Source organism: Sporosarcina sp. P32b (genome assembly GCF_002743335.1).
Lineage (GTDB): Bacteria > Bacillota > Bacilli > Bacillales_A > Planococcaceae > Sporosarcina.
This window is the reverse complement of sequence record NZ_PDZB01000010.1, coordinates 1-24,834: the sequence shown is the minus strand read 5'-3', so window position 1 is coordinate 24,834 and position 24,834 is coordinate 1. Positions and strand designations below refer to the sequence as shown.

Genomic DNA, 24,834 nt, shown 5'->3' with positions numbered 1-24,834 from the left:
AAGATTGATACTATTGGAGGAGAAAGGATGGCTATAGATAAGAAACAGATCATCATTTCTGAAATCCGGTATTGGAAAGCCAATAAACTACTTCCTGAACATTATTGCGATTTCCTGATTACGTTGTATGCGCAAGGAGAAGATCCGGATGAAGTGGCCGAGAAAGAATCTTCCACACTTCAAATTGAACGCAAAAAGTTACGAATCAAACAATTTATGATTTTGCTCATCAGCTTGTTGCTTGCAGGTGTAGCATCAATTGCTATGTTCGTGCTGACAGAATATCCTATTGCCACATTGACTGTTGCTGCTGTATTGGCCATAATTTTCCTAACGCTCGTATTTGGAAAAACGTTCATCAAGAAAGGTTTTGCACCATTTCTATACATATCGATGGCATTTCTTTTATTAATGATGTCATTGAAGATTTGGACTGCATTTTTTGATGGGGACATGACATTATTGATCGGACTCCTCGTATTAAACTGCGGTTTATGGTTATTTACTGGAAGAATATTAAAGTTATTATACTTCACTATTTCAGGCTCACTAGGTCTATTGACAGTAGTCGCATTTTTACTATTATCTATATAATCGGACGGAATGCAATGGATGTATTGCTATATTCCGTCCGTTTTCTATATACTATAATGTAAGGGCTTACAATTTTATCTGAAATAGAATCGTATAAGTGGAGAGAGGATGATCATGATGAACTTTGATTTAACTCAAGAACAGCAAATGGTGAAAAAACTGATGAGAGACTTTGCAAATGAAGAAGTAGCACCAGGTGCAGTAGATCGTGATCGCTCGGGGGAGTTCCCAGTGGAGATTTTTAAAAAGCTTTCAGAAATGGGTATGATGGGCTTACCATTTCCCGAGAAATACGGTGGGGGTGGAGCAGATACGATTAGTTTTGCCATAGTGACAGAAGAATTGAGTCGTGCATGTGCGTCAACGGGAATTACCTATTCCGCTCATATATCACTAGGTGGAGCGCCTCTAAACTTATTTGGAACAGAAGAGCAAAAACAGAAGTATCTTACACCGATCTGTACTGGCGAATCATTTGGTGCTTTCGGTTTGACGGAGCCTAATGCTGGATCTGACGCTGGTGGAACAGAGACGTCTGCCATCCTTTCTGAAGGTCAGTATACAATCAATGGCTCAAAGGTCTATATCACCAATGCAAGCTATGCTAAACACCTAGCAATGACTGCTGTGACGGGTCGTGAAGACGGCAAGAAAGAAATTAGCGCAATTATCGTACCGACCACTTCAAAAGGTTTTAAAATAATCGATAACTATGAAAAAATGGGCTTGCATGCTTCCAATACTACAGAATTATTGCTTGAAGATGTAGTAGTTCCAGAAGAGAATCTACTTGGCGTGACGGGTAAAGGGTTTCAGCAGTTCCTGGTAACACTTGATGGCGGTCGTATAGGTATCGGTGCTATGGCAGTAGGTATTGCACAGGCGGCTTACGAGCGAGCTTTAAAGTATTCAAAGGAACGCAAGCAATTCGGAAAAACCTTATCTTCTTTCCAAATTACTCAATTCAAACTGGCTGATATGGCGATGAAGATCGAACTCGCACGGACTATGGTGTATAAAGCGGCATGGCTAAAAGATCAAGGCAGAAAGTTTACAAAAGAAGCATCGATGTGTAAATTATATGCTTCAGAAATAGCGATGGAAGTTGCCAATGAAGCGATTCAAATACACGGTGGCTATGGCTATATGCGTGAATATGAGGTCGAGCGTTATTTACGTGATGCCAAGCTACTTGAAATTGGAGAAGGCACTTCAGAAGTCCAGCGAATGGTCATTGCTAGACAACTGGGTTGTTGATTCGCGAATTATGGCGATTCTGTCACAAAAAACGAAAAGTCACTCGATAACACTTTCAGTTTTCTTATAGATACAGTACAATGTTAAGTGTATACTGTATCTTTTACAGAATAGATTCTGATGAAGGAGGGTAATCCAATGAATAAAAATCCTGTTGTACCATTTCTTTTGATTTTCGCACTAGGAATTGGACTTGTATTCTTCATGTCGCTTTATGGTCTAGATCAGAAAAAAGAAATTGCTGGAGCTAATGAAGAAGGCACAGAGCAAGGAACTGAAGAAGAAAGTGCAAACACTGGCGAATTTGACGCAGAAGCTGTTGCTCAACAAAAGTGTATTAGTTGTCATGGTGATGGCTTAACTGGCGGAATGGGGCCAGCTCTAAATAGCTCACTTGATGCAGATGAAGTACATGATGCAATCAAAAACGGTGTTGCTGGAACTGCAATGCCAGCTGGACTAGTTCCAGATGAGAACATAGATGAAATGGTTGATTACATTTTATCATTAGACTGATTGTCTACTTAATTTAAAGAGCCAGTAAACCAGGGTAACTCTTGGTTTACTGGCTCTTTTGCATTGCATGAAATGAGTAGCGATTATACAATAGAGGAGAATGAAAGGCGGGGAACCATGAATACCAATCAATTATCGGAACGTCTGGCAATGGTAGCCAGTTTTGTTCCGAAAGATACTGTGCTTGCGGATATTGGTAGTGATCATGCCTATCTACCGTGCTATTTAATGAATAAAGGAAAGATACGTAAAGCCGTTGCAGGAGAAGTAGTGACAGGTCCCTTTGAAGCGGCGACGCGCAATGTAGATCTGAATGGTTTTGCGGACCATATTGACGTGCGCTTAGCAAATGGTTTGCAGGCGATAGAAGACACTGACAACGTCGAGACAGTGACAATCGCAGGAATGGGTGGGACATTGATTACATCGATCCTCGAAGCGGGTAAGGACCGTTTAACGCATGTACAACGAATTATCGTACAACCCAATCTGCACGCGATCGCGATTCGGGAATGGGCTGTAGCGAATGGATTTTGCATTGTAGATGAAGAGATTTTGCTAGAAGACAGTAAAATTTATGAAGTCCTTGTGCTTGAAAGAGGAGCGGCTGATTACTCAACAACCGATTTACTTGTCGGGCCGGTTTTACGCCGTAAACAATCTAACGTATTCCGAGCGAAGTGGGAGCGGGAGATGCTTGAATGGCAGCGGGTCATAAAAGCTCTTGATCACGCAGAACAAACGGAAGAAATTAAGAGCAAAAAAGCAAAATTACAAGAAAATATAGAATTAGTCAGGAAGGTGTTAGCACATGAAGAAAAGTAATGGACATCAGATCATTGAACTATTTGAAAAGTGGTCACCGAAGCGGCTTGCATTTGAAGGGGATCCGGTTGGACTGCACATCGGCCAATTGAATCGTCCTGTAGATAAAGTTCTTGTTACGCTTGATGTCAACGAACAAGTGATTGATGAAGCAATTGAAAATGGGGCCACTCTTGTGATTGCACACCACCCCCCATTGTTCCGTCCTGTAAAATCCATTCTGACAGATACACCTCAAGGGAAAATGATTGAGAAATGTATTAAACATAATATTGCGGTCTACGCTGCGCATACCAATCTTGATATTGCCGCAGGTGGTGTCAATGATATGTTAGCGGAACGTCTTGGTATACAGCAGACGGAACCGATTGATATTACAGACTCTGAGTACTTAATGAAACTGGCAGTATTCTGTCCGTTGGAAAATGCGGATGTATTGCGTCAGAAATTGGCAAGTGCAGGAGCGGGTGCGATTGGTGATTACCAGGCATGCAGTTTTAGCTCGCAAGGCACTGGTCGATTCACACCGGTTGTTGGAGCAAATCCGACGATTGGAGAAGTTGGGGAACCGACACAAGTGGACGAAGAGCGAATTGAAGTCGTGTTCGCGGAGAGTCAGCAGGCTACAGTCATCAAAGCAATGTTTGCTGCGCATCCCTATGAAGAACCGGCATTTGATTTAGTCAAGATGCAGCAGAAAACGAATGAGCAAGGAATTGGGCGTATCGGACAACTTGCAGAAGAGTTGACGTTGAAGGAATTTGCACAACATGTGAAAGATGTATTTGGAGTTCCGGCATTACGTTTCGTAGGTGATCCACAGACGAAAATTCATAAAGTGGCGGTTCTTGGCGGGGATGGAAATAAATATATTGCAGCTGCCAAGAGAAAAGGGGCCGATGTACTCGTGACAGGAGATATGTATTATCATGTGGCGCAAGATGCGCAAGCGCTTGATCTTGCCATTGTAGACCCTGGTCATAATATCGAAAAAATTATGATTGCTGGCGTTGCGAATAAAATGACAGACCTTTGTCAAAAAAATAAATTAGCTGTTGAATTTATTGAATCTAACGTCATTACTGAGCCTTTTCAATTCCTATCATAAACAAAACCGTCGAGCGTACTCGACGGTTTTTCTTATACTTATGGTTCGATCCGGATTACAGGCGTTGGATTCTTGACTTTTGGCAAGATTTTCTCAAGCTTGAACTTTCTTTCCGGATGATGTGTTGTAGGATCATCTTGATTAAATTCATTCAAGAACGCAATAACTTCTCTAACAATTATGGTAGGTGTCGAAGCACCTGCCGTGACCGCTACTGTCTCAATGCCCATAAGCCATGCAGGGTCGATTTCTGAAACGTCTGAGACGCGGTATGAAGGTGTGTTTGCGATTTCTACAGATACTTGCGTTAAACGGTTGGAGTTATTACTTTTCGGATCTCCAACGACAATCAGCAACTCTGCTTCACCGGCTTGTTCTGCTACAGCTTCTTGGCGAACTTGTGTAGCCAGACAAATTTCTTGGTGTACTTCGATGTGAGGGAATTTACGTTCCAACTCTTCCATGAGATGTGCAACGTCCCATTGACTCATCGTAGTTTGATTTGTAACCAATAATTTGTCATTGCTAATGTCTAGATTTTCAATGTCTTCAAGACGCTCAATCAAATGGACAGAATCCGGGGCAACACCAATTGCGCCTTCAGGTTCTGGGTGATGCTTCTTGCCGATATAAAGGATGTCATAGCCTTCTGCTACTTTCTCTTCAATTAAATAGTGTGTTACAGAAACGTCAGGACATGTTGCATCAATGGCAACTAATCCTTTTTCTTTCGCTAATTGGCGAACTTCAGGAGAAACACCGTGTGCCGTGTAGATTACAGTTCCCTTATCCACTTTACGTAAAATCTCTAGGCGATTTTCCCCGTCCAACGTAATGATCCCGTCTTCTTCAAAAGCATCTGTGACGTGTTTGTTGTGGACGATCATGCCTAATATATAAATGGGTCTCGGCAGGGTAGGATCTAGCGCAGCATTCCTCGCAATGACCATCGCATCAACTACACCATAACAATAACCTCTTGGTGATATCTTGAGTACTTTCATTTAATCCACTCCACTCCTCTACTAACTTCTCTTTCATTATAGCGGAGATTCGTGAACGATTCAAAGAGTTCAGAAGGGCGGTTGAAAAATCCTCGGAATAGATGGCTGATTAGTGGCTTGGGAAGGTCTAGAATTGGGCGTTTGCGGACTGCTTGGACGTGGTGCAGAAGAGGCTGTCGGTGCGTCCGGCATAGATTGTACCCCTTTATATAACCTCCACATAGCAGGTAAATTTTGGACAAGTGGCGCAAACTGCTGGACTAATGGTGCGAATTGTTGAGCGGTATTGAAAAAACGATTTGCTGTTTGCATGTATTGATCAGCCCGTGAAGGACCGGTTTCTTGCATACCTGCCTGCTGTTGTGGAGCACCGCCACGCATTTCCCTCGGGTTCCTGGAATTTCCCATGCCTTGTTGAGGGAAAGGCATGGGCGCTCTTTGTTGAATAGGCGGAGTGGCGGGTGTCATCCTAGGCTGAGGCGGCTGATTGCTGAACGGATAAAATGATTGATATCTCATCACGAACTCCTTTCTAATTTTTTAGTTGTTTCCCCTATATCCTATGCGAAAAAAACCACTGATGGCACCGAATCATGGTACAATAAGAATTATCTAGAGGAGGAACGATATGTCTAAATTTACTGATTACCAATTCAAACCGTTTTTGAGGGAAGCCATTCAAAAATTAGGGTTTGAAGAACCAACACCGATCCAAAAAGAAATCATTCCATTGATCATGAAAAACACAAGTGCAATTGGACAAGCCCATACAGGAACAGGGAAATCCCATAGTTTCCTAATTCCACTTGTTGAAAAACTTAAGCCGGAGCAGGACGAACTGCAAACGGTCATTACAGCACCGACACGTGAGTTAGCGGTTCAACTTCATAATGAACTGAAAAAGCTAATCGAAGGAACGGATATCAAAAGTGCAATCTTGATTGGCGGTACAGATAAAAAACGCTCTGCTGAACGATTAAAGAGCACACCGCACATCATCGTCGGTACACCAGGACGTATCCAAGATATGTCGGAAACCGGCGCATTATCGATCCACACAGCCACTCAGCTAGTCATTGATGAAGCAGATCTTGCATTTGATATGGGCTTCATTGAAGATATTGATAAGTTTGCTTCAAGAATGCCGGAGAAGATTAGCATGTATGTATTCTCTGCAACGATTCCTGAAAAACTGAAGCCATTCTTGTCGAAGTATATGAACTCACCCGTTCATGTGCGGATGGATGATAAGAAACCGTTGACTGAGAATATGCATTATTCATTAGTTCCTGTAAGAAGTATGGATAAAAACAAGAAACTACTACACGTGATGGATGCCCTTCAGCCGTATCTAGCGATTATTTTCATGAACACAAAGCAAAACGCTGATCGTCTGGCTACCTATTTAGCGGAGCACGGGCATAAGCCTGGAAAAATCCACGGTGATTTGACGCCACGCGAACGTACACGTGTTATGAAGCAAGTTCGGGATCTAGAGTATCAATACATCGTGGCGACTGATCTGGCAGCGAGAGGAATCGATATTCCAGGTGTCAGTCACGTCATTAACTTTGAATTACCAGATGATCTGGAATTCTTTGTTCACCGTGTAGGACGTACTGCACGTGCAGGAATGCAAGGTCATGCGATTACGTTGTATGAGCCGTCCGATGAAGATGCAATTAATCAAATTGAGAAGCTTGGCATTCCTTTTGTTCACGAAGATGTCAAAAATGGTGAATGGATTGAAGTGAAAGAGCGTCAAGCACGTAAGAAACGCGTACGTGAGGTAGATGAACTTGATAAAAAAGCAGATTCCTATATTCGTAAGCCAGATAAAGTGAAGCCAGGCTACAAGAAGAAGATGGCAGAACAAAAAGAGAACTTTAAAAAGAGACAAAGGAGAATAAAGAAGAAATCATGACACAACACGATATCCTTCTAGGTTCTCACGTATCCATGAGTGGTAAAAAGATGCTACTTGGCTCAAGTGAAGAAGCTCTAAGCTATGGAGCTAATACATTCATGATCTATACGGGAGCGCCTCAGAACACGAGACGTAAACCAATTGAAGAATTGAATATCGAAAGCGGTACACAGAGTATGGAAGAAAATGGCCAATCAAATCTCGTCATCCATGCGCCGTACATTATTAATCTCGCGAACACTACGAAGCCTGAAACGTTCCGCTTAGGCGTAGACTTTTTGCAACAGGAAATCCAGCGCACTGAAGCGCTTGGTGCTAACCAAATTGTCCTCCATCCAGGTGCCCACGTGGGCGCAGGGGCGGAAGTAGGTATCGAGAAAATAATTGAAGGCTTGAATGAAGTGTTATCTGAAGACGCGAATGTTCGCATCGCACTTGAAACGATGGCTGGTAAAGGAACAGAATGTGGTAGAAGTTTTGATGAGATCGCCAAGATCATCGACGGTGTGAAGCATAACGAACGTCTATCCGTTTGTTTTGATACATGTCACGTTCATGATGCAGGCTATGATATTGTCAATGATTTCTCAGGTGTCTTAGATCAATTTAACAATATTGTTGGACTGGACCGGATTTCCGTCATTCATGTTAACGACAGCAAGAATATTTGTGGTGCTGGAAAAGACCGTCACGAAAATATTGGCATGGGACATATCGGCTTCGAACCGTTGGTGTATATCGTTCATCATCCAGCATTTAAAGACGTCCCAAAAATCTTGGAAACGCCATTTATCGGAACAGATAAAGCAAATAAAAAAGCCCCTTATGCAGTGGAGATTGACATGTTGAAAAATCATCAATTCACTCCTGCTCGATTAGAAGAATTGCATAACTGAAGACTTTAAGCGTTGCGTACCCGCAACGCTTTTTTCTATTGTAGTTTATATTGTTCCAAATACAGCATGGTCTTCTCATAGCCAATGATCGAAGTGATTTTTTCGATGAATACGGACGGAATACCTGTAAACAACCAAGTGAATGAAACTTCATCCAGCAAAGGTCGTAGCTGCTGTACCTCCTTCGTAGACAACTCCACACCATAACTTGCCGCGTAATGTACTGCTTCCTGATCGGGCAACTGTTTAATTTCCTGAATTAACTGAAGTAAATCCATCTTCATCATTTCCTTTCAATTGGTTGTATCCCTCCGCGTCTTACTATATAATTCATAAAGTAATCGGAATGATTCCGAATTAAAGGAAGGGATATGTATATGACAAATTCCATTATTAACTTAGAGCATATATCGCATAAATTTAATCACTCTGTTGCGCTTTCTGATGTCAGTCTAGAAGTGAAACAAGGGGAGTTTTGGGCGTTAATTGGTCCAAACGGTTCGGGTAAATCTACATTATTAAAGATCATACTAGGGTTGTTGAAACCGTCACAAGGCACGATTGAACTGTTTGGTGGGCCGATTGATTCGTTTAACCAACAACAAAGAATTGGTTACGTCTCTCAAAAATCCAATGCATTTACGACGCAGTTCCCAGCAACGGTATTGGAAGTCGTGAAGAGCGGTTTAACGAGTAAAAAGGGACTTTTCAAGCGGTTCGATAAAGAAGATGAACAGCAAGCTCTTGATGCGCTACATGTAGTGAAAATGGCTGATCGTAAAGATGAAAGTATAGGTGATCTCTCAGGAGGTCAGCAGCAGCGTGTCTTCATTGCGAGAGCCCTCGTAAGTCATCCGGATTTACTGATCATGGATGAGCCGACAGTCGGAATTGACAGACAAAATGTAGAATCCTTCTATTCTATGCTTAGCGAATTGAATCGTGAGTACGGAATAGCGATTTTACTCGTGACACATGAAATCGATGTCGTGACAAAGCTTGCAACACATATTGCGTGCTTGAATCGATCTATCCATTTCCATGGTGTCCATGCAGACTATGAAAAAATGAGTGAGGCGGAATTGTCCGGCTGGTACGGTCATCCTATTCGTCGGCTCCATCAAAAAGAAACGGAGCCGGTTAGATGATTGAAGCTATTTTCACATATGAGTTTTTACAAAATGCTGTATTATCTGGGCTAATTATTGGCTTGATCGCCCCGATGCTAGGATTGTTTATCGTAGTGCGTCGTATGGCGATGATTTCAGATGCACTTAGTCACGTAGCACTCGCAGGGATTGCAGGCAGTCTCTATTTGAGTCAGCAAGTATTGTTCTTCGCGGCGCTTAACCCAGTGTATTTAGGGATGGGGGCAGCTGTAATCGGCTCTTTGTTGATTGAGCGATTGCGTAGAGTGTATAAAAGCTTTGAAGAACTGGCGATTCCGATCATTTTATCTGCAGGTATTGGTTTTGGGGCAATATTTATATCCCTTGCCAAAGGTTTTGGTACAGATTTAGTCGGTTATTTATTTGGTTCAGTGTCCGCTGTGAGTCGGCAAGATTTATACATTGTTATTTTTATTGCTATTATTGTGATTGCCTTTATCTATTTCTTATATAAAGAGTTATTTTCATTGGCATTTGATCCAGAGTATGCGAGAGTGTCTGGGATTAATGAACGCGTTATTCAAGCGGCGTTTATGATTATCACAGCGCTAGTCATTGGTGCATCAATGCGAATCGTTGGAATTTTGCTAGTTTCTTCGTTGATGACATTGCCTGTGGCAGCTGCTATTCAAGTGGCTAAAAGCTATAGGGGTGCACTAGTATACTCGGTAGTATTCGGGGAAATCGCTGTGATCATTGGGCTGATATCTGCGTTTTACTTAGATATCGCGCCTGGCGGGACCATTGTAGTTACGTCAGTGTTCATTTTACTGTTAGTACTTTTATGGAAAAAAGTACGGTCATAGGCAGCAGGAAAGGTGGCGTTACGATATGTCGATAGATGAAGCATGGGATATTCTATTGAAATATGATTATAAACGAACAAAGAACCGAGAAATACTATTGCGATTTTTTGATGATGCGGATCGCTATGTCACGGCTATGGAAGTTCGCGTAGCGGTAGAACGGGATAATCCGGGTATTAGTTTTGATACAATCTACCGGAATCTTGCCATGTTCTCGAAGCTTGGTATTTTAGATGAAACAGAACTGAATGGCGAGCGACTTTTTCGTATGCAGTGTGCGACGGATCATCATCACCACCATTTCATTTGTACAGCGTGTGGTGGCACGAAATCCATTCCAATTTGCCCGATGGATAGTGTAACGGTAAATTTGTCAGAGTATGTAATAGAAGGGCATAAGTTTGAGATTTATGGCAGATGTCCGAAGTGTAAAGTGGGATAGTTTGAATAGAAAAAGGCAGCGCATCATTTTTTATGATGTGCTGCCTTTTTTATTGAATAGTATTCAAATGGAAGTAAGTAATAAAATCGCTCCTAGGAATGCTAGTAGAAGAAATACATAGCGTATAAATTTTTCATTTGGCATACGACGTTGTATAGAAATACCGAGCCATGTTGCGAGTATGACAGTGGGGAAAGAGTAACCGTATAATATAAATACATCTTTTGACCATAGTCCCCCTAAAGCCTGTCCAGCAACTATAAATGTCCCTGTAATAAGAAAATGGGCTTGCAAGGTTCCGCGAAAGCGCTTTGGTTCCCAACGTCTTAACGTACCATACACGACTACGGGCACACCGTGAGTATTATAAGCGCTTCCAAGCACACCGGATACAAATCCAACTGGCCATGACCAAAACTTCGCCTTCAGTCTTTCTGTAGCAAAAGTATGTTGTAATAGACTCTTGCCAAATGAATACGAACCATAAAGAATTAAAAAGATCCCAAGTGCAATAGTTATTAGCGTATCGGGAAGTTTGACGACCAATACGATACCAACGGGAATTCCTGCTAAAGCACCTATGACTAGGCGAAGTAAAGCTGGACGGTCCGCATGACGCCATTCCGAAACTACGGTAAATAATGCCACCGTGAGTCCCACCAAACCTATTAAAGCGATAGAAGTATGTAAATCTACTGATAGTAATGCGAGCAAGGGCATACTGACAACTGCTTCACCAAAACCGAATGTAGCACGCGATAAAGCACCAATAAATACGGCAATGATTACTAATACAATTAGATGGAAAGACATGCATTAAAAACCTCAATCTACTATATTTCGTACTAATAATGTACTAGGTTTTATTATACATGTGAAGTTAAAAGTAAGATGCGAATATACAAGAAGACTATAAAAAAGAGCACCGCAATATGCGGTGCTCCAGCCATCATTTACTCTTTATCATTTCGGTTGTATGAAATAACTGTCTAACGTACTGATCAGCTTGTTTCCAATTGGCTACTCGTATGACACCTTCAGGAATCGGATCCTGGTTATAAGGAGTATCAAATAAGAACACCGGAATATCCAACTCCTCGTGGATACCTACTGCATTGTCATGCTTGTCTTCGAAGAATACATCTACGTTGAATTGCTTGGCCGTCTCAATTTTATGATGCGTGCCAATCAACTCTACGTGGTCATAAGGTATTTGCTGCTCGTGAAACCAGTTCGTTGTAGACTCGAGTACATTCGGTCCACGGGCTGAAATATAATACAACTCGAACTGCTTCTGCCAATTGGTCAATACTTCTTTTGCGAATTCTTGAGCAGGGGAAGTCTGATAGATCAGTTCTTCCGTTTCTTTGTACCATTGCCCAAACTGTTCAGGGTCCACATCAAACGCTTTCGTCAAATCATACTCTTTAATATCCGCGAGTGTCAGATTAGAACCGAAACGCTTGTTGATATGGGGAAGCAGGGCAGTGGGTGTAGTTACCGTCCCGTCAATGTCGATCCCGAAACGTATATCCCTCATTCAGAAACGCTACCTTGTGCTGCAAGTGCTTCTTCTTGTCTTTTCTTCTCGAAATATTCCTCGGCTAAAATGTCGATTTCCTTTTTCAATTCTTCGACCATTGTCTCTTCTGGAACTTTTCGGACCGTTTTCCCATGCATGAAGAGCAATCCTTCACCACGAGCACCAGCAATACCGATATCAGCTTCACGGGCTTCACCTGGACCGTTTACCGCACAGCCAAGAACTGCTACCTTCAACGGTGCTTTAATATTCGAGATATATTCTTCTACTTCATTAGCAATGGAAATTAAGTCGATTTCGATACGGCCGCATGTTGGGCAAGAAATTAATGTTGCCGAGTTGGAAGATAAACCGAATACTTTCAGTAACTCTTTCGCTACTTTGATTTCTTGAACCGGATCCGCACTTAACGATACGCGCATCGTGTTACCGATACCTGATGATAGAAGGGAACCAAGACCTGCCGCACTCTTGATTGAACCTGCGAATAGTGTACCGGATTCTGTAATACCTAAGTGCAATGGATAATCGAATGCCGCAGCCGCAAGCTTGTATGCTTCGATCGCCAAGTTAACGTCAGATGCTTTAAGTGACACGATAATATCATGGAAATCCAAGTCTTCAAGGATTTTGATATGATGCAATGCACTTTCAACCATACCTTCTGCAGTAGGGTAGCCGTACTTCTCAAGAATTTTTCTCTCAAGTGAACCTGCGTTGACACCGATACGAATTGGAATACCCTTCGCTTTTGCTGCATTAACAACAGCTTCAACTTTCTCTTTACGGCCAATATTACCTGGATTGATACGAATTTTATCTGCACCTTGTTCAATTGCAATCAATGCTAATTTATAGTCAAAATGAATATCCACTACTAGCGGAATATTGATTTGCTTTTTGATTTCTCCAATCGAATACGCAGCGCGCTCATCGGGACATGCTACACGTACGATTTGGCAGCCTGCATCTTCCAAACGTTTAATTTCTGCAACTGTTGCTTCGACATCATGTGTTTTTGTCGTTGTCATGCTTTGCATAAACAGCTCATTGCTTCCCCCGATAGTCAAATTACCAACTTTTACGGGACGAGTATTGGAACGATGAATCATTTCAGTCATTATGTCTCTCTCCTTCAAATGAGTAAATACCATCATAAAAAGATGGAATATAAAATTATCCTTTGTCGCCTTCTTCGCAAACAGATTCTACTTGTTCACCGATCGGCAGCTTGATTTTTTCGCCTGCTACAAACTGTTGGCGTTCAAGATGAGGGTTCATGGAATAAAATTGCTCCAACCTCTCAAGAAAGTTTTGTGTTGAATCTGGGTATAATGCGAATAACGATTCTATTGTATCACCTTCAACCACTCGAATGGCAATTGAATGATTCGGCGTTTCCTCTATACAGGACGATTCATCTTCAAAAAAGGCTGCAAGAGGGATTGTCCCTTCTGTTAAATCCATTCGAACAAAATGAACTGTGCAAAATACAGCAAGTGCGATTAGTAGAATTCTCATCATGCATCCCTCCTGCACTACACTATGCAGAATAGGGGAAGTCTATTCATCTTGGTTGTTTTGGATAATAGACTGCTGCTCTCCAAACGTAGAGTAGATGGACTACCGACGCGATCCACAAGCTATAAGGTTGCATAGGCGGAACAAATTCAAATGCCATCGTCAGCAAGATTGGTAATGTTGCAGCAATCGCTGCTGTTCGCCACATAAAACGAAATTCGCCACGGCGATGCAATAGTTTCAATAGCACTACCCCTATGATAGCAAAAATACTGATGCGAATAAATAAATACGACGTAATAATGACCAATTGCAGCACAAATGCGATTGGATAGATCAAAAAGCCGATCGTTTCGCCGATTTCCGCTAATTCAGGAGATGACTGGAACAGTGTATGATCGCCTACTACAAATTGCAAAAATGATACGCCGGTGTAAAGAAAGATAAACACAAATATGTATTGAATGACTTTACCGATCGATAACAAGCGGAATGCTGCAAGTTTTTTGGGTTCATGTAAAGAAGCTTTAAAAATTTGATGGAATTTCACTGAGCCGGCCTCCCTTTCTACATATAGTCTACCATTTATTTAAAACATACTGCTTTGCAGAAATTTCGACATTCTTATGACAATTCATTGCTGCATTGTTAAGGTGATGTAAAGATTGCAGTAGGATGCTTTACAATTGACGTATATAACTCTCATAATAGGTTGAAACTTCACGACGATTGTAACGAGTGAAGGGCAGTTAGAAATCATACATAAAACGTTTGATGGAGGTTGACAATTAAATGGAAGTGAACTGGCAAGAAGTGGTGTTCCAATTTCTTGGGGGCTTAGGAATTTTCCTATTCGCAATTAAGTACATGGGGGATGGATTGCAAAAGGCTGCAGGGGACAGACTTCGCGCAATCTTAGACCGTTTTACTACCAATCCATTTATGGGAGTTCTTGTCGGTATTATCGTAACAGTGTTAATTCAATCTAGTTCTGGAACAACTGTTATTACAGTAGGTCTGGTAAGTGCCGGATTTATGACACTCCGTCAGGCAATCGGCGTCATCATGGGCGCCAATATCGGTACGACAGTGACTGCGTTTATTATTGGTTTAGATGTCGGCGCATATGCACTACCGATCATGGCATTTGGTGCCTTCCTGATTTTCTTCGTCCGTAAAGCTAAAATCAAGAACCTAGGAGAAGTCATCTTCGGCTTCGGGGGATTATTCTTAGGACTCGAATTAATGAGTGACGGAATGAAGCCTTTACGTTCATTAGAAGCATTTGCTGATTTCACACTAGCAATGAGTGAACATTCACTGCTCGGCGTAGTAGCGGGAACGATTTTCACACTGGTCGTACAAAGCTCCAGTGCGACTGTCGGAATCTTGCAAGGTCTCTTCGCTGAAGACTTGGTTACAATGAAAGCCGCACTGCCGATTCTCTTTGGCGATAACATCGGGACGACAATTACTGCAGTACTTGCGGCACTCGGTGCATCTGTTGCAGCAAGACGAGCAGCAGCTGTACACGTACTATTCAATATCGTCGGTACCATCGTATTTATGATCCTGCTCATACCGTTTACGGCTTACGTTGAATGGATGGCGAGTGCCTTGAATCTTGAAAGTAAAATGCAAATCGCATTTGCACACGGTTCGTTTAACATCGCCAACACGGTTCTACAATTTCCATTCATTGGTGCTTGGGCTTATCTGGTCACTAAGATGATACCGGGCGAGGATGTCACGATTGAGTATAAACCGAAACATCTTGACCGTCGCTTCATCACACAATCACCGGCCGTCGCAATTGGACAAGCCAAAGAAGAAATTGTCCGGATGGGTGATTTTAGTGTCCGGGGTCTTCAGGAATCATTTGAATATTTGAAGACAGGTCAGAAAAAATATGCAGAAACAGCGTATCAAATTGAAGATGCCATCAACAATCTCGATCGCAAAATCACAGACTACTTAGTAGAAGTATCCGTAGTTATCGTGTCGCCAGCTGAATCTGGTCGTCACGTCTTATTAATGGATACTGTCCGTGATATCGAGCGAATAGGTGATCATTTCGAAAACATCATTGAGCTAATCGATTTACGTGAAACTAATAAATTGAAGCTGACAGATGACGCAATGGAAGATCTAACTGAAATGTTCACATTGACAATCGAAACCGTTCAAAAAGCGATTGAATCATTAGATTCAGACGATACAGATCTAGCACGTATCGTTTCAGAGAAAGAAGATTTAATCGATAATATGGAACGTCGATTCCGTAAAAATCATATCGTCCGTTTAAATGAAGGACATTGTAGTGCACAAGCTGGCATGGTGTTCGTCGATATCGTTTCGAATCTTGAGCGAATTGGTGACCACGCAGTAAACATTGCGGAAGCGATTTTAGGTAAGCACGCATAATAAAATAAGGAGTGACAGCTATGTTATGGATCGGTTGGACATTAGCAATTATCATGTTCGCGATCGCGTTTGTCGGATTGATCTACCCTGTCATTCCATCTGTTGTGTTTTTACTGGCAGGCTTCCTACTTTATGGCGCGTTTGTTTCATTTGAGGAGTTAACTTGGTTATTTTGGGTAATCCAAGTATTGTTCGTTTTGTTATTGTTCGGAGCGGATATGATCGCCAATCTCGTCGGTGTTAAACGCTTCGGTGGCAGCAAAGCGGGAATGTGGGGAAGTACGATTGGTCTGCTTATTGGCCCATTCGTCATTCCAGTGGTGGGTATTCTAGCTGGACCTTTTATTGGTGCAATCATTGCAGAACTCATTTTCTCTCGTGTAGGGATTAAACAAGCTTTTCGTTCAGGAGTCGGCTCTGTCATTGGTTTTCTGACATCAGTTGCTGTAAAAGGCACCATTATGGTGGTCATGATTGTCATTTTTCTATTTTTTCTCCGTTAACAGTCCATTTTCTTTGAATGCTGACTCATATTTTGATAATGTGAAGAGGTAGGGCAAAACAGAGATAATTTAGAGGAGGAATGGAAAATGGCTTATACATTACCAGAACTACCATACGCATACGATGCGTTGGAGCCACACATCGACAAAGAAACGATGAACATCCATCACACGAAACACCACAACACGTATGTAACGAACGTGAACAATGCACTAGAAGGTCACGAAGAACTTCTTAACATGCCTGTTGACGAATTAGTTGCAAACTTGGACAAAGTTCCAGAGGACAAGCGTACAGCAGTCCGCAATAACGGTGGTGGGCACTCTAACCACTCATTGTTCTGGACAATCCTTTCACCAAACGGTGGCGGCAACCCAACTGGAGAAGTTGCAAAAGCAATCGACAAGAAGTTCGGTAGCTTTGACGCTTTCAAAGAAGAGTTTGCTAAAGCTGCAACAACTCGCTTCGGTTCAGGTTGGGCTTGGCTTGTTGTAAACAACGGTGAAATTGAAGTAACATCAACTCCTAACCAAGACTCACCTTACATGGATGGTAAAACACCATTACTAGGTTTGGACGTTTGGGAGCATGCATACTACTTAAACTATCAAAACCGTCGTCCTGACTATATTTCAGCATTCTGGAACGTAGTAAACTGGGATGAAGTAGAAAAGCGTTACCAAGACAATAAGTAATTGAAACCTGACACACATCTAGTTCGTCTAGATGTGTGTTCTTTATTGTTTTCATGCTATAATTCTTATACATAAACTTCCTGAGAAAGGAGATTCCTGTTGAAGAGAAACCAGAAAAAGACGGAGCCGCCCAAAACGGGTCAACGTCAACATATTGCATTTCGAATGAATTTTTTATTTGTAGCGATTTTTGTCCTTTTTTCCTTACTCATATTCCGTTTAGGTTATATGCAAATCGTCAAGGGGGAAGATTATGCACGCAGTCTTGAACGAACCGAGGAGATTGCGGTCAACACGAGCACGCCGCGTGGAAGAATTTTCGATCGCTCGGGAAAAGTACTCATAGACAATGAAGCGAAAAATGCTATCACGTATACGAAAACATCCTCCACGACGACGAAAGAAATGCTTGCGCTGGCAAGAAAAATCGCGAAGTTGATCGACCAAGATACTCACCGTGTCACAATAGGCGATAAACGAGATTTCTGGATATTATTAAATCCTGTAAAAGCAGCTGATAAAGTACCTAAGAAAGAGCAAACTGAGCTCAGTAAAGATGACAATAAATCTCAGAAAGATGTCCAACGGGAAATAAATCAGCTGACACGCGACCGAATCACAGATGAAGAACTAGCTACTTTGTCTGCGGAAGATTTAGAAGTACTCGCTATTTATCGAGAAATGATGGCAGGTTATGCCTATTCACCACAAATTATTAAAAGCGATGGTGTGACCGATAAAGAACTAGCTGTTGTTTCTGAAAGATTGGATCAACTGCCGGGCGTCAATACGACTACGGACTGGGATCGGGTGAAGAAATCCGACAGTGCGATTCTTGGTTCCACAACAAGTCCGGTAGAAGGGATTCCGCGTTCTCACTTAGACTATTTCCTAGCGAGAGACTATTCCCGTAATGATCGCGTAGGAAGAAGTTATTTGGAAGCGTATTACGAAGACTTACTGAAAGGTCAAAAGACGATTGTGAAAAATGTCAAAGACCGCACAGGAAAAGTCGTTGAAACAAAAACGGTGAAAGAAGGAAAGCCAGGTAAAGATTTAATCCTGACTACAGATACTGATTTACAGAAGGCGCTGGAAGATGTCGTATCCAATAAATTATTGCGTTTAAAACAAGGTCCGAATACAGGTGCGTTGGACTCGGCATTCCTTGTCATGCTAGATCCGAATAACGGAGAAATCTTGTCGCTTGTCGGTAAGAAAGTACTAAAGGATGAATCGACAGGACGATGGGCGATACAGGATTACACATATGGTACGTTTACTTCAGCGTATGAAGTCGGATCAACGGTGAAATTGGCGACGATGCTTACAGGTTATAATGAAGGTGCTGCAAAAATTGGTGAAGTTAAAATCGACCAACCAATCAATATTGGCGGCAGATACAAACGATCTTTGTTTAATCCGAATGGTCGAGTGGCATTAAACGACATTTCCGCTATTGGTCGTTCTTCCAACGTATATATGTTCCGTATAGCGATGGGCTTAGGAAAAGCGACATACCGACCAGGACAAGGATTACCAATCGACAAGAAAGCCTTTGATACATTCCGCGAGAACTTTGCGGCATTTGGCTTAGGCGTCAAAACAGGAATCGATTTACCTGGAGAATATACAGGGGTAACCGGTACTGAAACAGTCCCTGGGAAACTGCTTGACTTCTCAATCGGACAGTTTGATACGTATACTCCTCTGCAAATGGCGCAATATGTTGCAACTATTGCTTCTGACGGCAATCGAATAGCACCGAAGATTTTGAAAGAAATTCGTGAACCATCTCCGGATGGGGAAGTGCTTGGCGAGTTGGTTGAGGAAACTCCTGTGAAAGTGTTGAATCACTTGAAAAACTCTCAAGAGGAAATCGATCAAGTGAAGAAAGGTATGAATTATGTATACTATGGCGCGAACGGTACAGCTTCTGGCTTACTAGCGGGTGCACCCTATACAGGAGCAGGAAAGACGGGTACCGCGGAATCCTTTTATTACACAGGTAATAAATCCAACCCAGTTATTCCGACGATTAACCTGTCTCATGTAGGGTATGCCCCTGCAGACAAACCTGAAGTTGCGTATTCCGTTATCATTCCGTATATTTCCACGAATACGAAACGCTATCCATCCGCCACAGCTAGTGAAATCGCCAAAGAAGCACTTGATGTATATTTTGAACAAAAAAGACAGAGAAACTCGAAGGCTGACGACGCATCTCCGGATATGAGAATACAGAAATAAACAATATCAATCAATACAAAAAAGACGAAAACCTCTTGGTTTTCGTCTTTTATATTATAAGCGCAAAAAGATTCTGGCGATTTCAGGGAAGCGCATATCAGAGCGTAATTCATATGTACCGGTTTTAATTTTTCGTGTATATTCATTTTCAATTATATACAGTTCAAATTCTTCAGCATTCTTTATTAACTTCTCGTTTTCTAATTCGCGCGATAGCTCGGCGGGTGTAATACCTGCTTTTACGGTAAAACTCTTTGTGATGATTTCATCCGCTTCATTTTCATCTGGAATCGTTTCTTGCTCAGCTTCTGGTTTACGAATAGATTCTTTTCCAGAAAGGGTTTGTGATATAGCAAGTTCTTTTTTTAGAATAGCTACATCTTCTTTGGAATCGGCCAATTGTTTTTGCAACGAACCTTCTGATGTTTGTTGCTGTACGAAATACAGAATACCACCAGCTATCAAACAACCAATCCCTATGGCGCGCAATATTTCCTTGATCATGACAACCGCACTCCTTTAGAATGTAGCACTCCCGTTACTTCCTTTTCACTAAGTGAAGCGCGTTTGGCAATCTCAGGGACTGTGTAGCCTTGTTTGTGAAGTGATGTGATTTGATTGACGATAATTGCGTGTATTGTTTTTTGAGGTGCTGGTGCAATGGGCTCTGAAGCTGGGGATGCGACCATTAATTCTTCTTCCAGCAAACGTACTCTCTTTTTTAGATTACTCGTTTCTTGATGCAAGCTGATCGATACATTTTCCAACTCATCATCTATTTCGCGAGCCTTATTGCCCACGAAAAACGAGAGAATGACAGCCAATACACCGATGCTGAGTAATAGTAAGGGGATATCCATACTGTTCCCTCCCAAATAACTAGAATTTCCTTCATAATACCATAAGCACATGCTGAATGATATTTGAAACTTTTTGCTGTACAACGATTGATTCTATGGTATAATATATTAGTCGTATAGATCATGCTCATGTTTTACTTATATCTATAGCTATTGAGTGGGAGGGACAGTAATGCGCGTAAACGTAACACTCGCTTGTACAGAATGTGCAGAGCGTAATTATATTACTAAGAAAAACAAGCGTAACAATCCAGAACGTATTGAAATGATGAAATATTGCTCACGTGAAAAAAAGCAAACTTTGCACCGTGAAACGAAATAATCATTAAAACCAAAACCTGCTTCGGTTTTGGTTTTTTCTTACGGGAGGTAGTACAGTGGAAAAGCAGCATCTTCGAAAACAGGTTATACAGCAATTACATCAATTAACTCCATCTGATCACGAACGGAAATCATCCATTATTATAGATAAAGTTCTTGCTTCGGATGAATTTAAGTATGCAGAGACAATCGGAATCACATTATCAAGGTTTCCGGAAGTGAACACGCATCGTTTGATAGAAACCGCCTGGCAAGTCGGGAAGCGAATTGCTATTCCACGATGTATTTCTTCTACGAGAGAAATGGATTTTCGTTTGATTGATTCATTTGATCAAACAGAAGTAGTGTACATGGACTTAAAAGAACCGAAAATAGATTTGACAGAGCCTGTAAGACCGGAAGAAATTGATTTGCAAATTGTGCCAGGTGTCGTATATTCAGAAACAGGTTACCGTATTGGATTCGGTGGCGGTTACTACGATCGCTATTTGATAAATTTTCCATTTGAAACATTTTCACTGGCATTTGACTGTCAAATCAGCCATAATATAGTTAGGGAGCCGCACGATGTTCCGGTGTCCTATATTTACACAGATGAACATATTATAGATTGTCAGAAAGCTCGTGAAGCAAATGAATGAATTTTATGACGTGATGAAATTGCTTAAACGTTTTGGTGTAATCATCTATACAGGCAATAAAAGACAGGATAGCATGATCATGGAGTCCGAGGTCAAAGAACTGTATGACCATCAATTCATTGATCAACAAACATATATTCAAGCATTGCTTGTTTTGAGAAGAGAGCAAACTAGCTAGTAGCTAGTTGATATTATACGAACTACTCATTCCTCGTCTTATGTGAAACTTTTCACTCAGTCAAACGTCTATATATATGATGACTATAAAACAGTATCTAAACGAAACGAAAGGAAGAGATGGAATGAGAAAATTTTCATGGCCTAAGCATTCCGTACTCATTATCGCAGTAATCGCAACTTGGTTGACTACCTATATCGGGTATTTCACCAGTTTCAATATGAAGATCGATAATGCTATGCAACAATTTATCTTACTAATTAATCCCTTAGCATTTCTAATGTTTATTTATGGGGTTGCTTTATTTATTAAAAAGACGAAAACACGTAACCGATATATTTTAGCGGTTAGTTTTATCACATCATTTGTCATGTTTGCCAATGCTGTGTTCTATCGTTTCTTTACGGACTTTATTACACTGCCTCTATTGTTCCAGACAAGTAACTTTGCAGATTTAAGTTCATCTATTACTGAGAATTTACGACTTCTTGACCTATTCTTTTTCTCAGATGTCTTGATTATTTTAGTGGCTATGCGATTCTTTAAGCAAGGACCCGTTCAAGAATCTAGCCGTAAAATGGGACGCAAAGTATATTTCGCAGCAGCTGCTACGTTGATGATGTTCAACTTGGCGCTTGCAGAAGCTCAGCGCCCACAGTTATTGACAAGAAGTTTTGACCGAGAATTGCTAGTTAAAAATATCGGTACGTATAATTATCATCTATATGATTTATTCGTACAATCGAAATCCCATGCACAGCGTACATTTGCTGATGGTACGGAATTGACGGAAATAGAAAACTACGTCAAAGCCAACCACGCACAACCAGATCCAAAAATGTTTGGTTCTGCAAAAGGCAAAAATGTCATTCTCGTTTCACTTGAATCGTTACAAAACTTTGTTATTAATAATGATATGGATGGACATGAAATCACTCCATTCTTAAATGAATTAACAAACGATAAAGATACATTCTACTTTGACAATTTTTATCAACAAACTGGATTAGGGAAAACGTCCGACTCCGAGTTTATCGTGGAGAACTCATTATATGGACGTAACGGTAGTGCAGTATTCTTTACACACAGCGGTAACACATATAACTCGCTTTCTGAACGACTTGGCGAGAATGGGTATGCTACAAGTGTTATGCATGCTAACAGCAAGAGCTTCTGGAACCGTGATATTATGTACAAAGCACTAGATGTACAGAAGTTCTATGACGTAGATAGCTACACAATTGGTGAAGATGAAGCTGTTAACTGGGGAATGAAAGATATTCCTTATTTCCATCAATCTGTTGATTTGATGAAAGATATTAAGCAACCATTTGCTACACGAATGATTACACTAACAAACCATCACCCATTTGATTTGGATGAACAGGATAAATTAATTCCTGAATACACATCAAATTCCAACACGTTAAATAAGTATTTCCAGACAGTTCGATATATGGACGAAGCGGTTAAGGAGTTCTTTGATGACTTGAAGGAAAGTGGTTTGTATGAAGATTCGATTATCATCATGTACGGAGACCACTATGGTATTTCCGAAAACCACAATAAAGCAATGGGTATGTATATGGATAAGGAAATTACACCATTCGATAATGCAGAACTTCAAAAGGTTCCATTGTTCATTCATATGCCAGGATCCGGTGAAGGTAAGCAAATGCATGAGCTTGGCGGACAGGTAGATATCCGTCCTACCGTTCTTCATCTGCTAGGCATTGATACAAAAGCAGATATGCAATTCGGTTCTGATTTATTCTCACCTGATCATGAACCATTCGTCATTTTCCGTGACGGCCGTCTTATCACAGACAAAAATATTTACGCACAGGAAGTTTGCTATGACATTGAAACAGGTGAACCATCACAAGATGAAGCGCAATGTAAGCCGTATATTGAGCGTGCCAACACTGAATTGAATTATTCAGATACTATCATCAATGGTGACTTGCTTCGATTCAAGGAAAGACCAGATGGCAGTCCTGAAATGAAAGAAAGTAAATAACTTGATGAGCTGCGCGGCGCCTATGCCGTGCAGCTTTTTTTAACTATAAACTAACGATAGGGAAGTGAAAGAGTGAAGAAAATACTTATCCCAGTAGTATGCACATTTTTTTTAGTAGCATGTACGCAATCTAAGGATCTTGAAACTGAAGAGCAACCAGTAGAAAATCAAACTGAGTCATTAGAAAAACTTACGGTTTCGCAAGATGATGTGCGTTTTGTTGTAGGTTGGTTGAATGAAACAGCGATTTTGTTCGTTGATCACAAAGATGATGAAGACCGTCTGCTGTCTTTTGATTTGAAGACAGGAGACATACATACGTTATTTACGGCTACTGCAACGATTTCTGAGGTGCAAGTACATCCTACCGCTTCGCAACTGCTAGTCAAAACAGCAGAAGATTCAACGGAAGCTATCATACATATAGTCGATCATGCGGGTGTGCCACTAAATCAAATATCGGTAGAATCCTCTGAACTTGAAATTCAATGGAATGGTATCGACGCTTCCCAAATACTAATTACGGCATTCTCTGATGATTGGAGCTACGAGATTATGCGCTACGACGCAAATGACGATACATTGGTCGCGGTGGATCTCGCTGATCCATTTCCTCGGTGGCTAGGTACTGAAGAGTTGGTGTACATGGGAGAAACAGATGTATTGAAACAATCACTGTCTACAGGAGAAGAAACTACGCTCGCTAATAACGTCAACCAATTCTACTCAGCTACAGATCAAGTATTAATTGAATCATTCGAAGATGAGCAGATACGATATGCAGTTCTAAATACTACCGGGGAAGAGAAAAGCTCTTGGTTGGTTGAAGATGATTCATTCGTGATGGATCGTGCTGTATTTCCAGATGAACATACATTGTTGATGACGATTACCAATCAAACCGAGATGATGCCAACCAGTTTTCTAGTGAAGATACAAGAAGGCAAGGAAGTGAAGCGTCAAGAGCTATCAGAAGGCGGATCGCTAGCTTGCAAAGGTAATAAGTGTTTGACAGGGTATAGTCTGGATACTTGGATTGATATTGAAACTGGCGGGATGGTGAAGTGGTTAGAGATGGAGCCAATTGAATAAACCCTATTATAAATGCTGAGATCCTATCTAGGGGGACTGGGATGCTAGTTGGAGCGTATCCTTCAACGTGTCGAACTTCCCAGATATCGATTCGTAGAATAAAAAAATGGTTCTAAATCAAATGTTGGGGTGGAGTGAATTCAAATCCATCCCTCAACCTAAATGAACGCCAATTTCTTTATACTGTATGTTTAATAAAATCTTCGCCCTAAAGTGATCGAAACGTCTAAAGCCATAGGCA

General features: G+C 41.3%; 29 protein-coding genes. 19 read left to right on the top strand and 10 right to left on the bottom strand.

Annotation, left to right across the window (positions count from 1 at the left end; translation table 11 throughout):
• Window positions 1–27 precede the first annotated feature (27 nt).
• The 5 genes from CSV64_RS08700 (at window position 28) to CSV64_RS08680 (ending at window position 4,300) form a co-directional block, all read left to right on the top strand.
• Window positions 28–594, top strand: a complete 567-nt coding sequence (locus tag CSV64_RS08700) for a hypothetical protein (protein ID WP_099634152.1) — start codon at window positions 28–30, stop codon at window positions 592–594.
• Between the two features lie 117 nt (window positions 595–711).
• Entirely contained in the window at window positions 712–1,851 is a 1,140-nt protein-coding gene (locus CSV64_RS08695; RefSeq protein ID WP_099634225.1) for an acyl-CoA dehydrogenase family protein, read from the top strand.
• Between the two features lie 138 nt (window positions 1,852–1,989).
• On the top strand, window positions 1,990–2,367 hold the full coding sequence (cccA, locus tag CSV64_RS08690) for a cytochrome c550 (RefSeq protein ID WP_198166190.1): 378 nt from the start codon (window positions 1,990–1,992) through the stop codon (window positions 2,365–2,367).
• 117 nt (window positions 2,368–2,484) lie between these two features.
• Window positions 2,485–3,192, top strand: a complete 708-nt coding sequence (locus CSV64_RS08685; RefSeq protein WP_099634151.1) for a tRNA (adenine(22)-N(1))-methyltransferase — start codon at window positions 2,485–2,487, stop codon at window positions 3,190–3,192.
• Complete coding sequence (locus tag CSV64_RS08680) at window positions 3,179–4,300, top strand: Nif3-like dinuclear metal center hexameric protein (RefSeq protein ID WP_099634150.1); 1,122 nt, start codon at window positions 3,179–3,181, stop codon at window positions 4,298–4,300. The genes CSV64_RS08685 and CSV64_RS08680 overlap by 14 nt, the downstream gene beginning before the upstream one ends.
• A gap of 38 nt (window positions 4,301–4,338) precedes the next feature.
• Here the strand turns inward: CSV64_RS08680 and CSV64_RS08675 are convergent, their stop codons facing one another.
• Both CSV64_RS08675 and vrrA read right to left on the bottom strand, forming a co-directional pair.
• Complete coding sequence (locus tag CSV64_RS08675) at window positions 4,339–5,304, bottom strand: 4-hydroxy-3-methylbut-2-enyl diphosphate reductase (protein WP_099634149.1); 966 nt, start codon at window positions 5,302–5,304, stop codon at window positions 4,339–4,341.
• 69 nt (window positions 5,305–5,373) lie between these two features.
• Window positions 5,374–5,823: a VrrA/YqfQ family protein gene (gene vrrA, locus CSV64_RS08670; RefSeq protein WP_099634148.1), complete on the bottom strand. Its 450-nt coding sequence runs from the start codon at window positions 5,821–5,823 to the stop codon at window positions 5,374–5,376.
• Between the two features lie 109 nt (window positions 5,824–5,932).
• On the opposite strand from vrrA, the gene CSV64_RS08665 reads away from it, so the two are divergent.
• Together CSV64_RS08665 and CSV64_RS08660 are read left to right on the top strand one after the other, a co-directional pair.
• Entirely contained in the window at window positions 5,933–7,228 is a 1,296-nt protein-coding gene (locus CSV64_RS08665) for a DEAD/DEAH box helicase (protein WP_099634147.1), read from the top strand.
• Window positions 7,225–8,127: a deoxyribonuclease IV gene (locus tag CSV64_RS08660; RefSeq protein ID WP_099634146.1), complete on the top strand. Its 903-nt coding sequence runs from the start codon at window positions 7,225–7,227 to the stop codon at window positions 8,125–8,127. The genes CSV64_RS08665 and CSV64_RS08660 overlap by 4 nt, the downstream gene beginning before the upstream one ends.
• A 35-nt stretch (window positions 8,128–8,162) precedes the next feature.
• On the opposite strand, the gene CSV64_RS08655 is transcribed toward CSV64_RS08660, so the two are convergent.
• Window positions 8,163–8,405 (bottom strand): hypothetical protein, encoded by a 243-nt coding sequence (locus CSV64_RS08655; protein ID WP_099634145.1) that lies wholly within the window; start codon window positions 8,403–8,405, stop codon window positions 8,163–8,165.
• A gap of 99 nt (window positions 8,406–8,504) precedes the next feature.
• Between CSV64_RS08655 and CSV64_RS08650 the strand changes: the two genes are divergently transcribed.
• Genes CSV64_RS08650 through CSV64_RS08640 form a run of 3 tightly spaced genes read left to right on the top strand, consistent with a single transcriptional unit; the run spans window position 8,505 to window position 10,544 of the window.
• Window positions 8,505–9,275, top strand: coding sequence for a metal ABC transporter ATP-binding protein (locus CSV64_RS08650; RefSeq protein ID WP_099634144.1), 771 nt, complete (start codon window positions 8,505–8,507; stop codon window positions 9,273–9,275).
• A complete protein-coding gene (locus CSV64_RS08645; protein WP_099634143.1) occupies window positions 9,272–10,102 on the top strand; it encodes a metal ABC transporter permease in 831 nt (276 codons plus the stop codon). The genes CSV64_RS08650 and CSV64_RS08645 overlap by 4 nt, the downstream gene beginning before the upstream one ends.
• Before the next feature lie 25 nt (window positions 10,103–10,127).
• Window positions 10,128–10,544: a Fur family transcriptional regulator gene (locus CSV64_RS08640; RefSeq protein ID WP_099634142.1), complete on the top strand. Its 417-nt coding sequence runs from the start codon at window positions 10,128–10,130 to the stop codon at window positions 10,542–10,544.
• Between the two features lie 63 nt (window positions 10,545–10,607).
• Here CSV64_RS08640 and CSV64_RS08635 read toward each other — a convergent pair whose 3' ends face one another.
• The 5 genes from CSV64_RS08635 to CSV64_RS08615 form a co-directional block, all read right to left on the bottom strand.
• Complete coding sequence (locus tag CSV64_RS08635) at window positions 10,608–11,357, bottom strand: sulfite exporter TauE/SafE family protein (RefSeq protein WP_099634141.1); 750 nt, start codon at window positions 11,355–11,357, stop codon at window positions 10,608–10,610.
• A gap of 136 nt (window positions 11,358–11,493) precedes the next feature.
• Window positions 11,494–12,084, bottom strand: coding sequence for a 5' nucleotidase, NT5C type (locus CSV64_RS08630; RefSeq protein WP_099634140.1), 591 nt, complete (start codon window positions 12,082–12,084; stop codon window positions 11,494–11,496).
• Entirely contained in the window at window positions 12,081–13,208 is a 1,128-nt protein-coding gene (ispG, locus tag CSV64_RS08625) for a flavodoxin-dependent (E)-4-hydroxy-3-methylbut-2-enyl-diphosphate synthase (RefSeq protein WP_099634139.1), read from the bottom strand. Before ispG ends, CSV64_RS08630 begins: the two co-directional genes overlap by 4 nt.
• Before the next feature lie 55 nt (window positions 13,209–13,263).
• Window positions 13,264–13,608 carry a hypothetical protein gene (locus tag CSV64_RS08620; protein WP_099634138.1) on the bottom strand — a complete coding sequence of 115 codons (345 nt, stop codon included), beginning with the start codon at window positions 13,606–13,608 and terminating at the stop codon, window positions 13,264–13,266.
• 46 nt (window positions 13,609–13,654) lie between these two features.
• Window positions 13,655–14,158, bottom strand: a complete 504-nt coding sequence (locus CSV64_RS08615) for a DUF1189 family protein (protein ID WP_158232115.1) — start codon at window positions 14,156–14,158, stop codon at window positions 13,655–13,657.
• 242 nt (window positions 14,159–14,400) lie between these two features.
• Here CSV64_RS08615 and CSV64_RS08610 point away from each other — a divergent pair, with 242 nt between their 5' ends.
• The 4 genes from CSV64_RS08610 to CSV64_RS08595 all read left to right on the top strand — a co-directional run bounded on the left by CSV64_RS08610 (window position 14,401) and on the right by CSV64_RS08595 (window position 19,481).
• A complete protein-coding gene (locus tag CSV64_RS08610; RefSeq protein WP_099634136.1) occupies window positions 14,401–16,032 on the top strand; it encodes a Na/Pi cotransporter family protein in 1,632 nt (543 codons plus the stop codon).
• A 20-nt stretch (window positions 16,033–16,052) separates the two neighbouring features.
• Window positions 16,053–16,535: a DUF456 domain-containing protein gene (locus CSV64_RS08605; RefSeq protein ID WP_099634135.1), complete on the top strand. Its 483-nt coding sequence runs from the start codon at window positions 16,053–16,055 to the stop codon at window positions 16,533–16,535.
• A gap of 87 nt (window positions 16,536–16,622) precedes the next feature.
• Window positions 16,623–17,231: a superoxide dismutase gene (locus CSV64_RS08600; protein ID WP_099634134.1), complete on the top strand. Its 609-nt coding sequence runs from the start codon at window positions 16,623–16,625 to the stop codon at window positions 17,229–17,231.
• Window positions 17,232–17,330: 99 nt separating this feature from the next.
• Window positions 17,331–19,481, top strand: coding sequence for a peptidoglycan D,D-transpeptidase FtsI family protein (locus tag CSV64_RS08595; protein ID WP_233190425.1), 2,151 nt, complete (start codon window positions 17,331–17,333; stop codon window positions 19,479–19,481).
• Window positions 19,482–19,535: 54 nt separating this feature from the next.
• Here CSV64_RS08595 and CSV64_RS08590 read toward each other — a convergent pair whose 3' ends face one another.
• Window positions 19,536–19,985 carry a hypothetical protein gene (locus CSV64_RS08590; RefSeq protein WP_099634133.1) on the bottom strand — a complete coding sequence of 150 codons (450 nt, stop codon included), beginning with the start codon at window positions 19,983–19,985 and terminating at the stop codon, window positions 19,536–19,538.
• Window positions 19,982–20,341 carry a hypothetical protein gene (locus CSV64_RS08585; RefSeq protein ID WP_099634132.1) on the bottom strand — a complete coding sequence of 120 codons (360 nt, stop codon included), beginning with the start codon at window positions 20,339–20,341 and terminating at the stop codon, window positions 19,982–19,984. The genes CSV64_RS08590 and CSV64_RS08585 overlap by 4 nt, the downstream gene beginning before the upstream one ends.
• Before the next feature lie 172 nt (window positions 20,342–20,513).
• On the opposite strand from CSV64_RS08585, the gene rpmG reads away from it, so the two are divergent.
• From rpmG to CSV64_RS08560, 5 genes are all read left to right on the top strand, one after another.
• On the top strand, window positions 20,514–20,663 hold the full coding sequence (gene rpmG / locus CSV64_RS08580) for a 50S ribosomal protein L33 (RefSeq protein WP_029054517.1): 150 nt from the start codon (window positions 20,514–20,516) through the stop codon (window positions 20,661–20,663).
• Between the two features lie 55 nt (window positions 20,664–20,718).
• Window positions 20,719–21,303, top strand: coding sequence for a 5-formyltetrahydrofolate cyclo-ligase (locus CSV64_RS08575; protein ID WP_099634131.1), 585 nt, complete (start codon window positions 20,719–20,721; stop codon window positions 21,301–21,303).
• Window positions 21,296–21,481, top strand: coding sequence for a YqgQ family protein (locus CSV64_RS08570; protein WP_099634130.1), 186 nt, complete (start codon window positions 21,296–21,298; stop codon window positions 21,479–21,481). Before CSV64_RS08575 ends, CSV64_RS08570 begins: the two co-directional genes overlap by 8 nt.
• A gap of 124 nt (window positions 21,482–21,605) precedes the next feature.
• Entirely contained in the window at window positions 21,606–23,501 is a 1,896-nt protein-coding gene (locus tag CSV64_RS08565) for an LTA synthase family protein (protein ID WP_099634129.1), read from the top strand.
• 72 nt (window positions 23,502–23,573) lie between these two features.
• Entirely contained in the window at window positions 23,574–24,593 is a 1,020-nt protein-coding gene (locus CSV64_RS08560; RefSeq protein WP_099634128.1) for a YqgU-like beta propeller domain-containing protein, read from the top strand.
• The last annotated feature ends 241 nt before the right edge of the window (window positions 24,594–24,834 follow it).

What these genes read in the sequence shown, in the direction of transcription:
- CSV64_RS08585 (WP_099634132.1), bottom strand. Translation starts at nt 20,341, where the DNA reads ATGGATATCCCCTTACTATTACTCAGCATCGGTGTATTGGCTGTCATT.
- CSV64_RS08675 (WP_099634149.1), bottom strand. Translation starts at nt 5,304, where the DNA reads ATGAAAGTACTCAAGATATCACCAAGAGGTTATTGTTATGGTGTAGTT.
- CSV64_RS08645 (WP_099634143.1), top strand. Translation starts at nt 9,272, where the DNA reads ATGATTGAAGCTATTTTCACATATGAGTTTTTACAAAATGCTGTATTA.
- CSV64_RS08695 (WP_099634225.1), top strand. Translation starts at nt 712, where the DNA reads ATGAACTTTGATTTAACTCAAGAACAGCAAATGGTGAAAAAACTGATG.
- CSV64_RS08605 (WP_099634135.1), top strand. Translation starts at nt 16,053, where the DNA reads ATGTTATGGATCGGTTGGACATTAGCAATTATCATGTTCGCGATCGCG.
- CSV64_RS08565 (WP_099634129.1), top strand. Translation starts at nt 21,606, where the DNA reads ATGAGAAAATTTTCATGGCCTAAGCATTCCGTACTCATTATCGCAGTA.
- CSV64_RS08640 (WP_099634142.1), top strand. Translation starts at nt 10,128, where the DNA reads ATGTCGATAGATGAAGCATGGGATATTCTATTGAAATATGATTATAAA.
- rpmG (WP_029054517.1), top strand. Translation starts at nt 20,514, where the DNA reads ATGCGCGTAAACGTAACACTCGCTTGTACAGAATGTGCAGAGCGTAAT.
- CSV64_RS08620 (WP_099634138.1), bottom strand. Translation starts at nt 13,608, where the DNA reads ATGAGAATTCTACTAATCGCACTTGCTGTATTTTGCACAGTTCATTTT.
- CSV64_RS08680 (WP_099634150.1), top strand. Translation starts at nt 3,179, where the DNA reads ATGAAGAAAAGTAATGGACATCAGATCATTGAACTATTTGAAAAGTGG.
- CSV64_RS08590 (WP_099634133.1), bottom strand. Translation starts at nt 19,985, where the DNA reads ATGATCAAGGAAATATTGCGCGCCATAGGGATTGGTTGTTTGATAGCT.
- CSV64_RS08685 (WP_099634151.1), top strand. Translation starts at nt 2,485, where the DNA reads ATGAATACCAATCAATTATCGGAACGTCTGGCAATGGTAGCCAGTTTT.
- CSV64_RS08570 (WP_099634130.1), top strand. Translation starts at nt 21,296, where the DNA reads ATGAATGAATTTTATGACGTGATGAAATTGCTTAAACGTTTTGGTGTA.
- CSV64_RS08660 (WP_099634146.1), top strand. Translation starts at nt 7,225, where the DNA reads ATGACACAACACGATATCCTTCTAGGTTCTCACGTATCCATGAGTGGT.
- cccA (WP_198166190.1), top strand. Translation starts at nt 1,990, where the DNA reads ATGAATAAAAATCCTGTTGTACCATTTCTTTTGATTTTCGCACTAGGA.
- CSV64_RS08665 (WP_099634147.1), top strand. Translation starts at nt 5,933, where the DNA reads ATGTCTAAATTTACTGATTACCAATTCAAACCGTTTTTGAGGGAAGCC.
- CSV64_RS08610 (WP_099634136.1), top strand. Translation starts at nt 14,401, where the DNA reads ATGGAAGTGAACTGGCAAGAAGTGGTGTTCCAATTTCTTGGGGGCTTA.
- ispG (WP_099634139.1), bottom strand. Translation starts at nt 13,208, where the DNA reads ATGACTGAAATGATTCATCGTTCCAATACTCGTCCCGTAAAAGTTGGT.
- vrrA (WP_099634148.1), bottom strand. Translation starts at nt 5,823, where the DNA reads ATGAGATATCAATCATTTTATCCGTTCAGCAATCAGCCGCCTCAGCCT.
- CSV64_RS08635 (WP_099634141.1), bottom strand. Translation starts at nt 11,357, where the DNA reads ATGTCTTTCCATCTAATTGTATTAGTAATCATTGCCGTATTTATTGGT.
- CSV64_RS08655 (WP_099634145.1), bottom strand. Translation starts at nt 8,405, where the DNA reads ATGGATTTACTTCAGTTAATTCAGGAAATTAAACAGTTGCCCGATCAG.
- CSV64_RS08630 (WP_099634140.1), bottom strand. Translation starts at nt 12,084, where the DNA reads ATGAGGGATATACGTTTCGGGATCGACATTGACGGGACGGTAACTACA.
- CSV64_RS08650 (WP_099634144.1), top strand. Translation starts at nt 8,505, where the DNA reads ATGACAAATTCCATTATTAACTTAGAGCATATATCGCATAAATTTAAT.
- CSV64_RS08600 (WP_099634134.1), top strand. Translation starts at nt 16,623, where the DNA reads ATGGCTTATACATTACCAGAACTACCATACGCATACGATGCGTTGGAG.
- CSV64_RS08700 (WP_099634152.1), top strand. Translation starts at nt 28, where the DNA reads ATGGCTATAGATAAGAAACAGATCATCATTTCTGAAATCCGGTATTGG.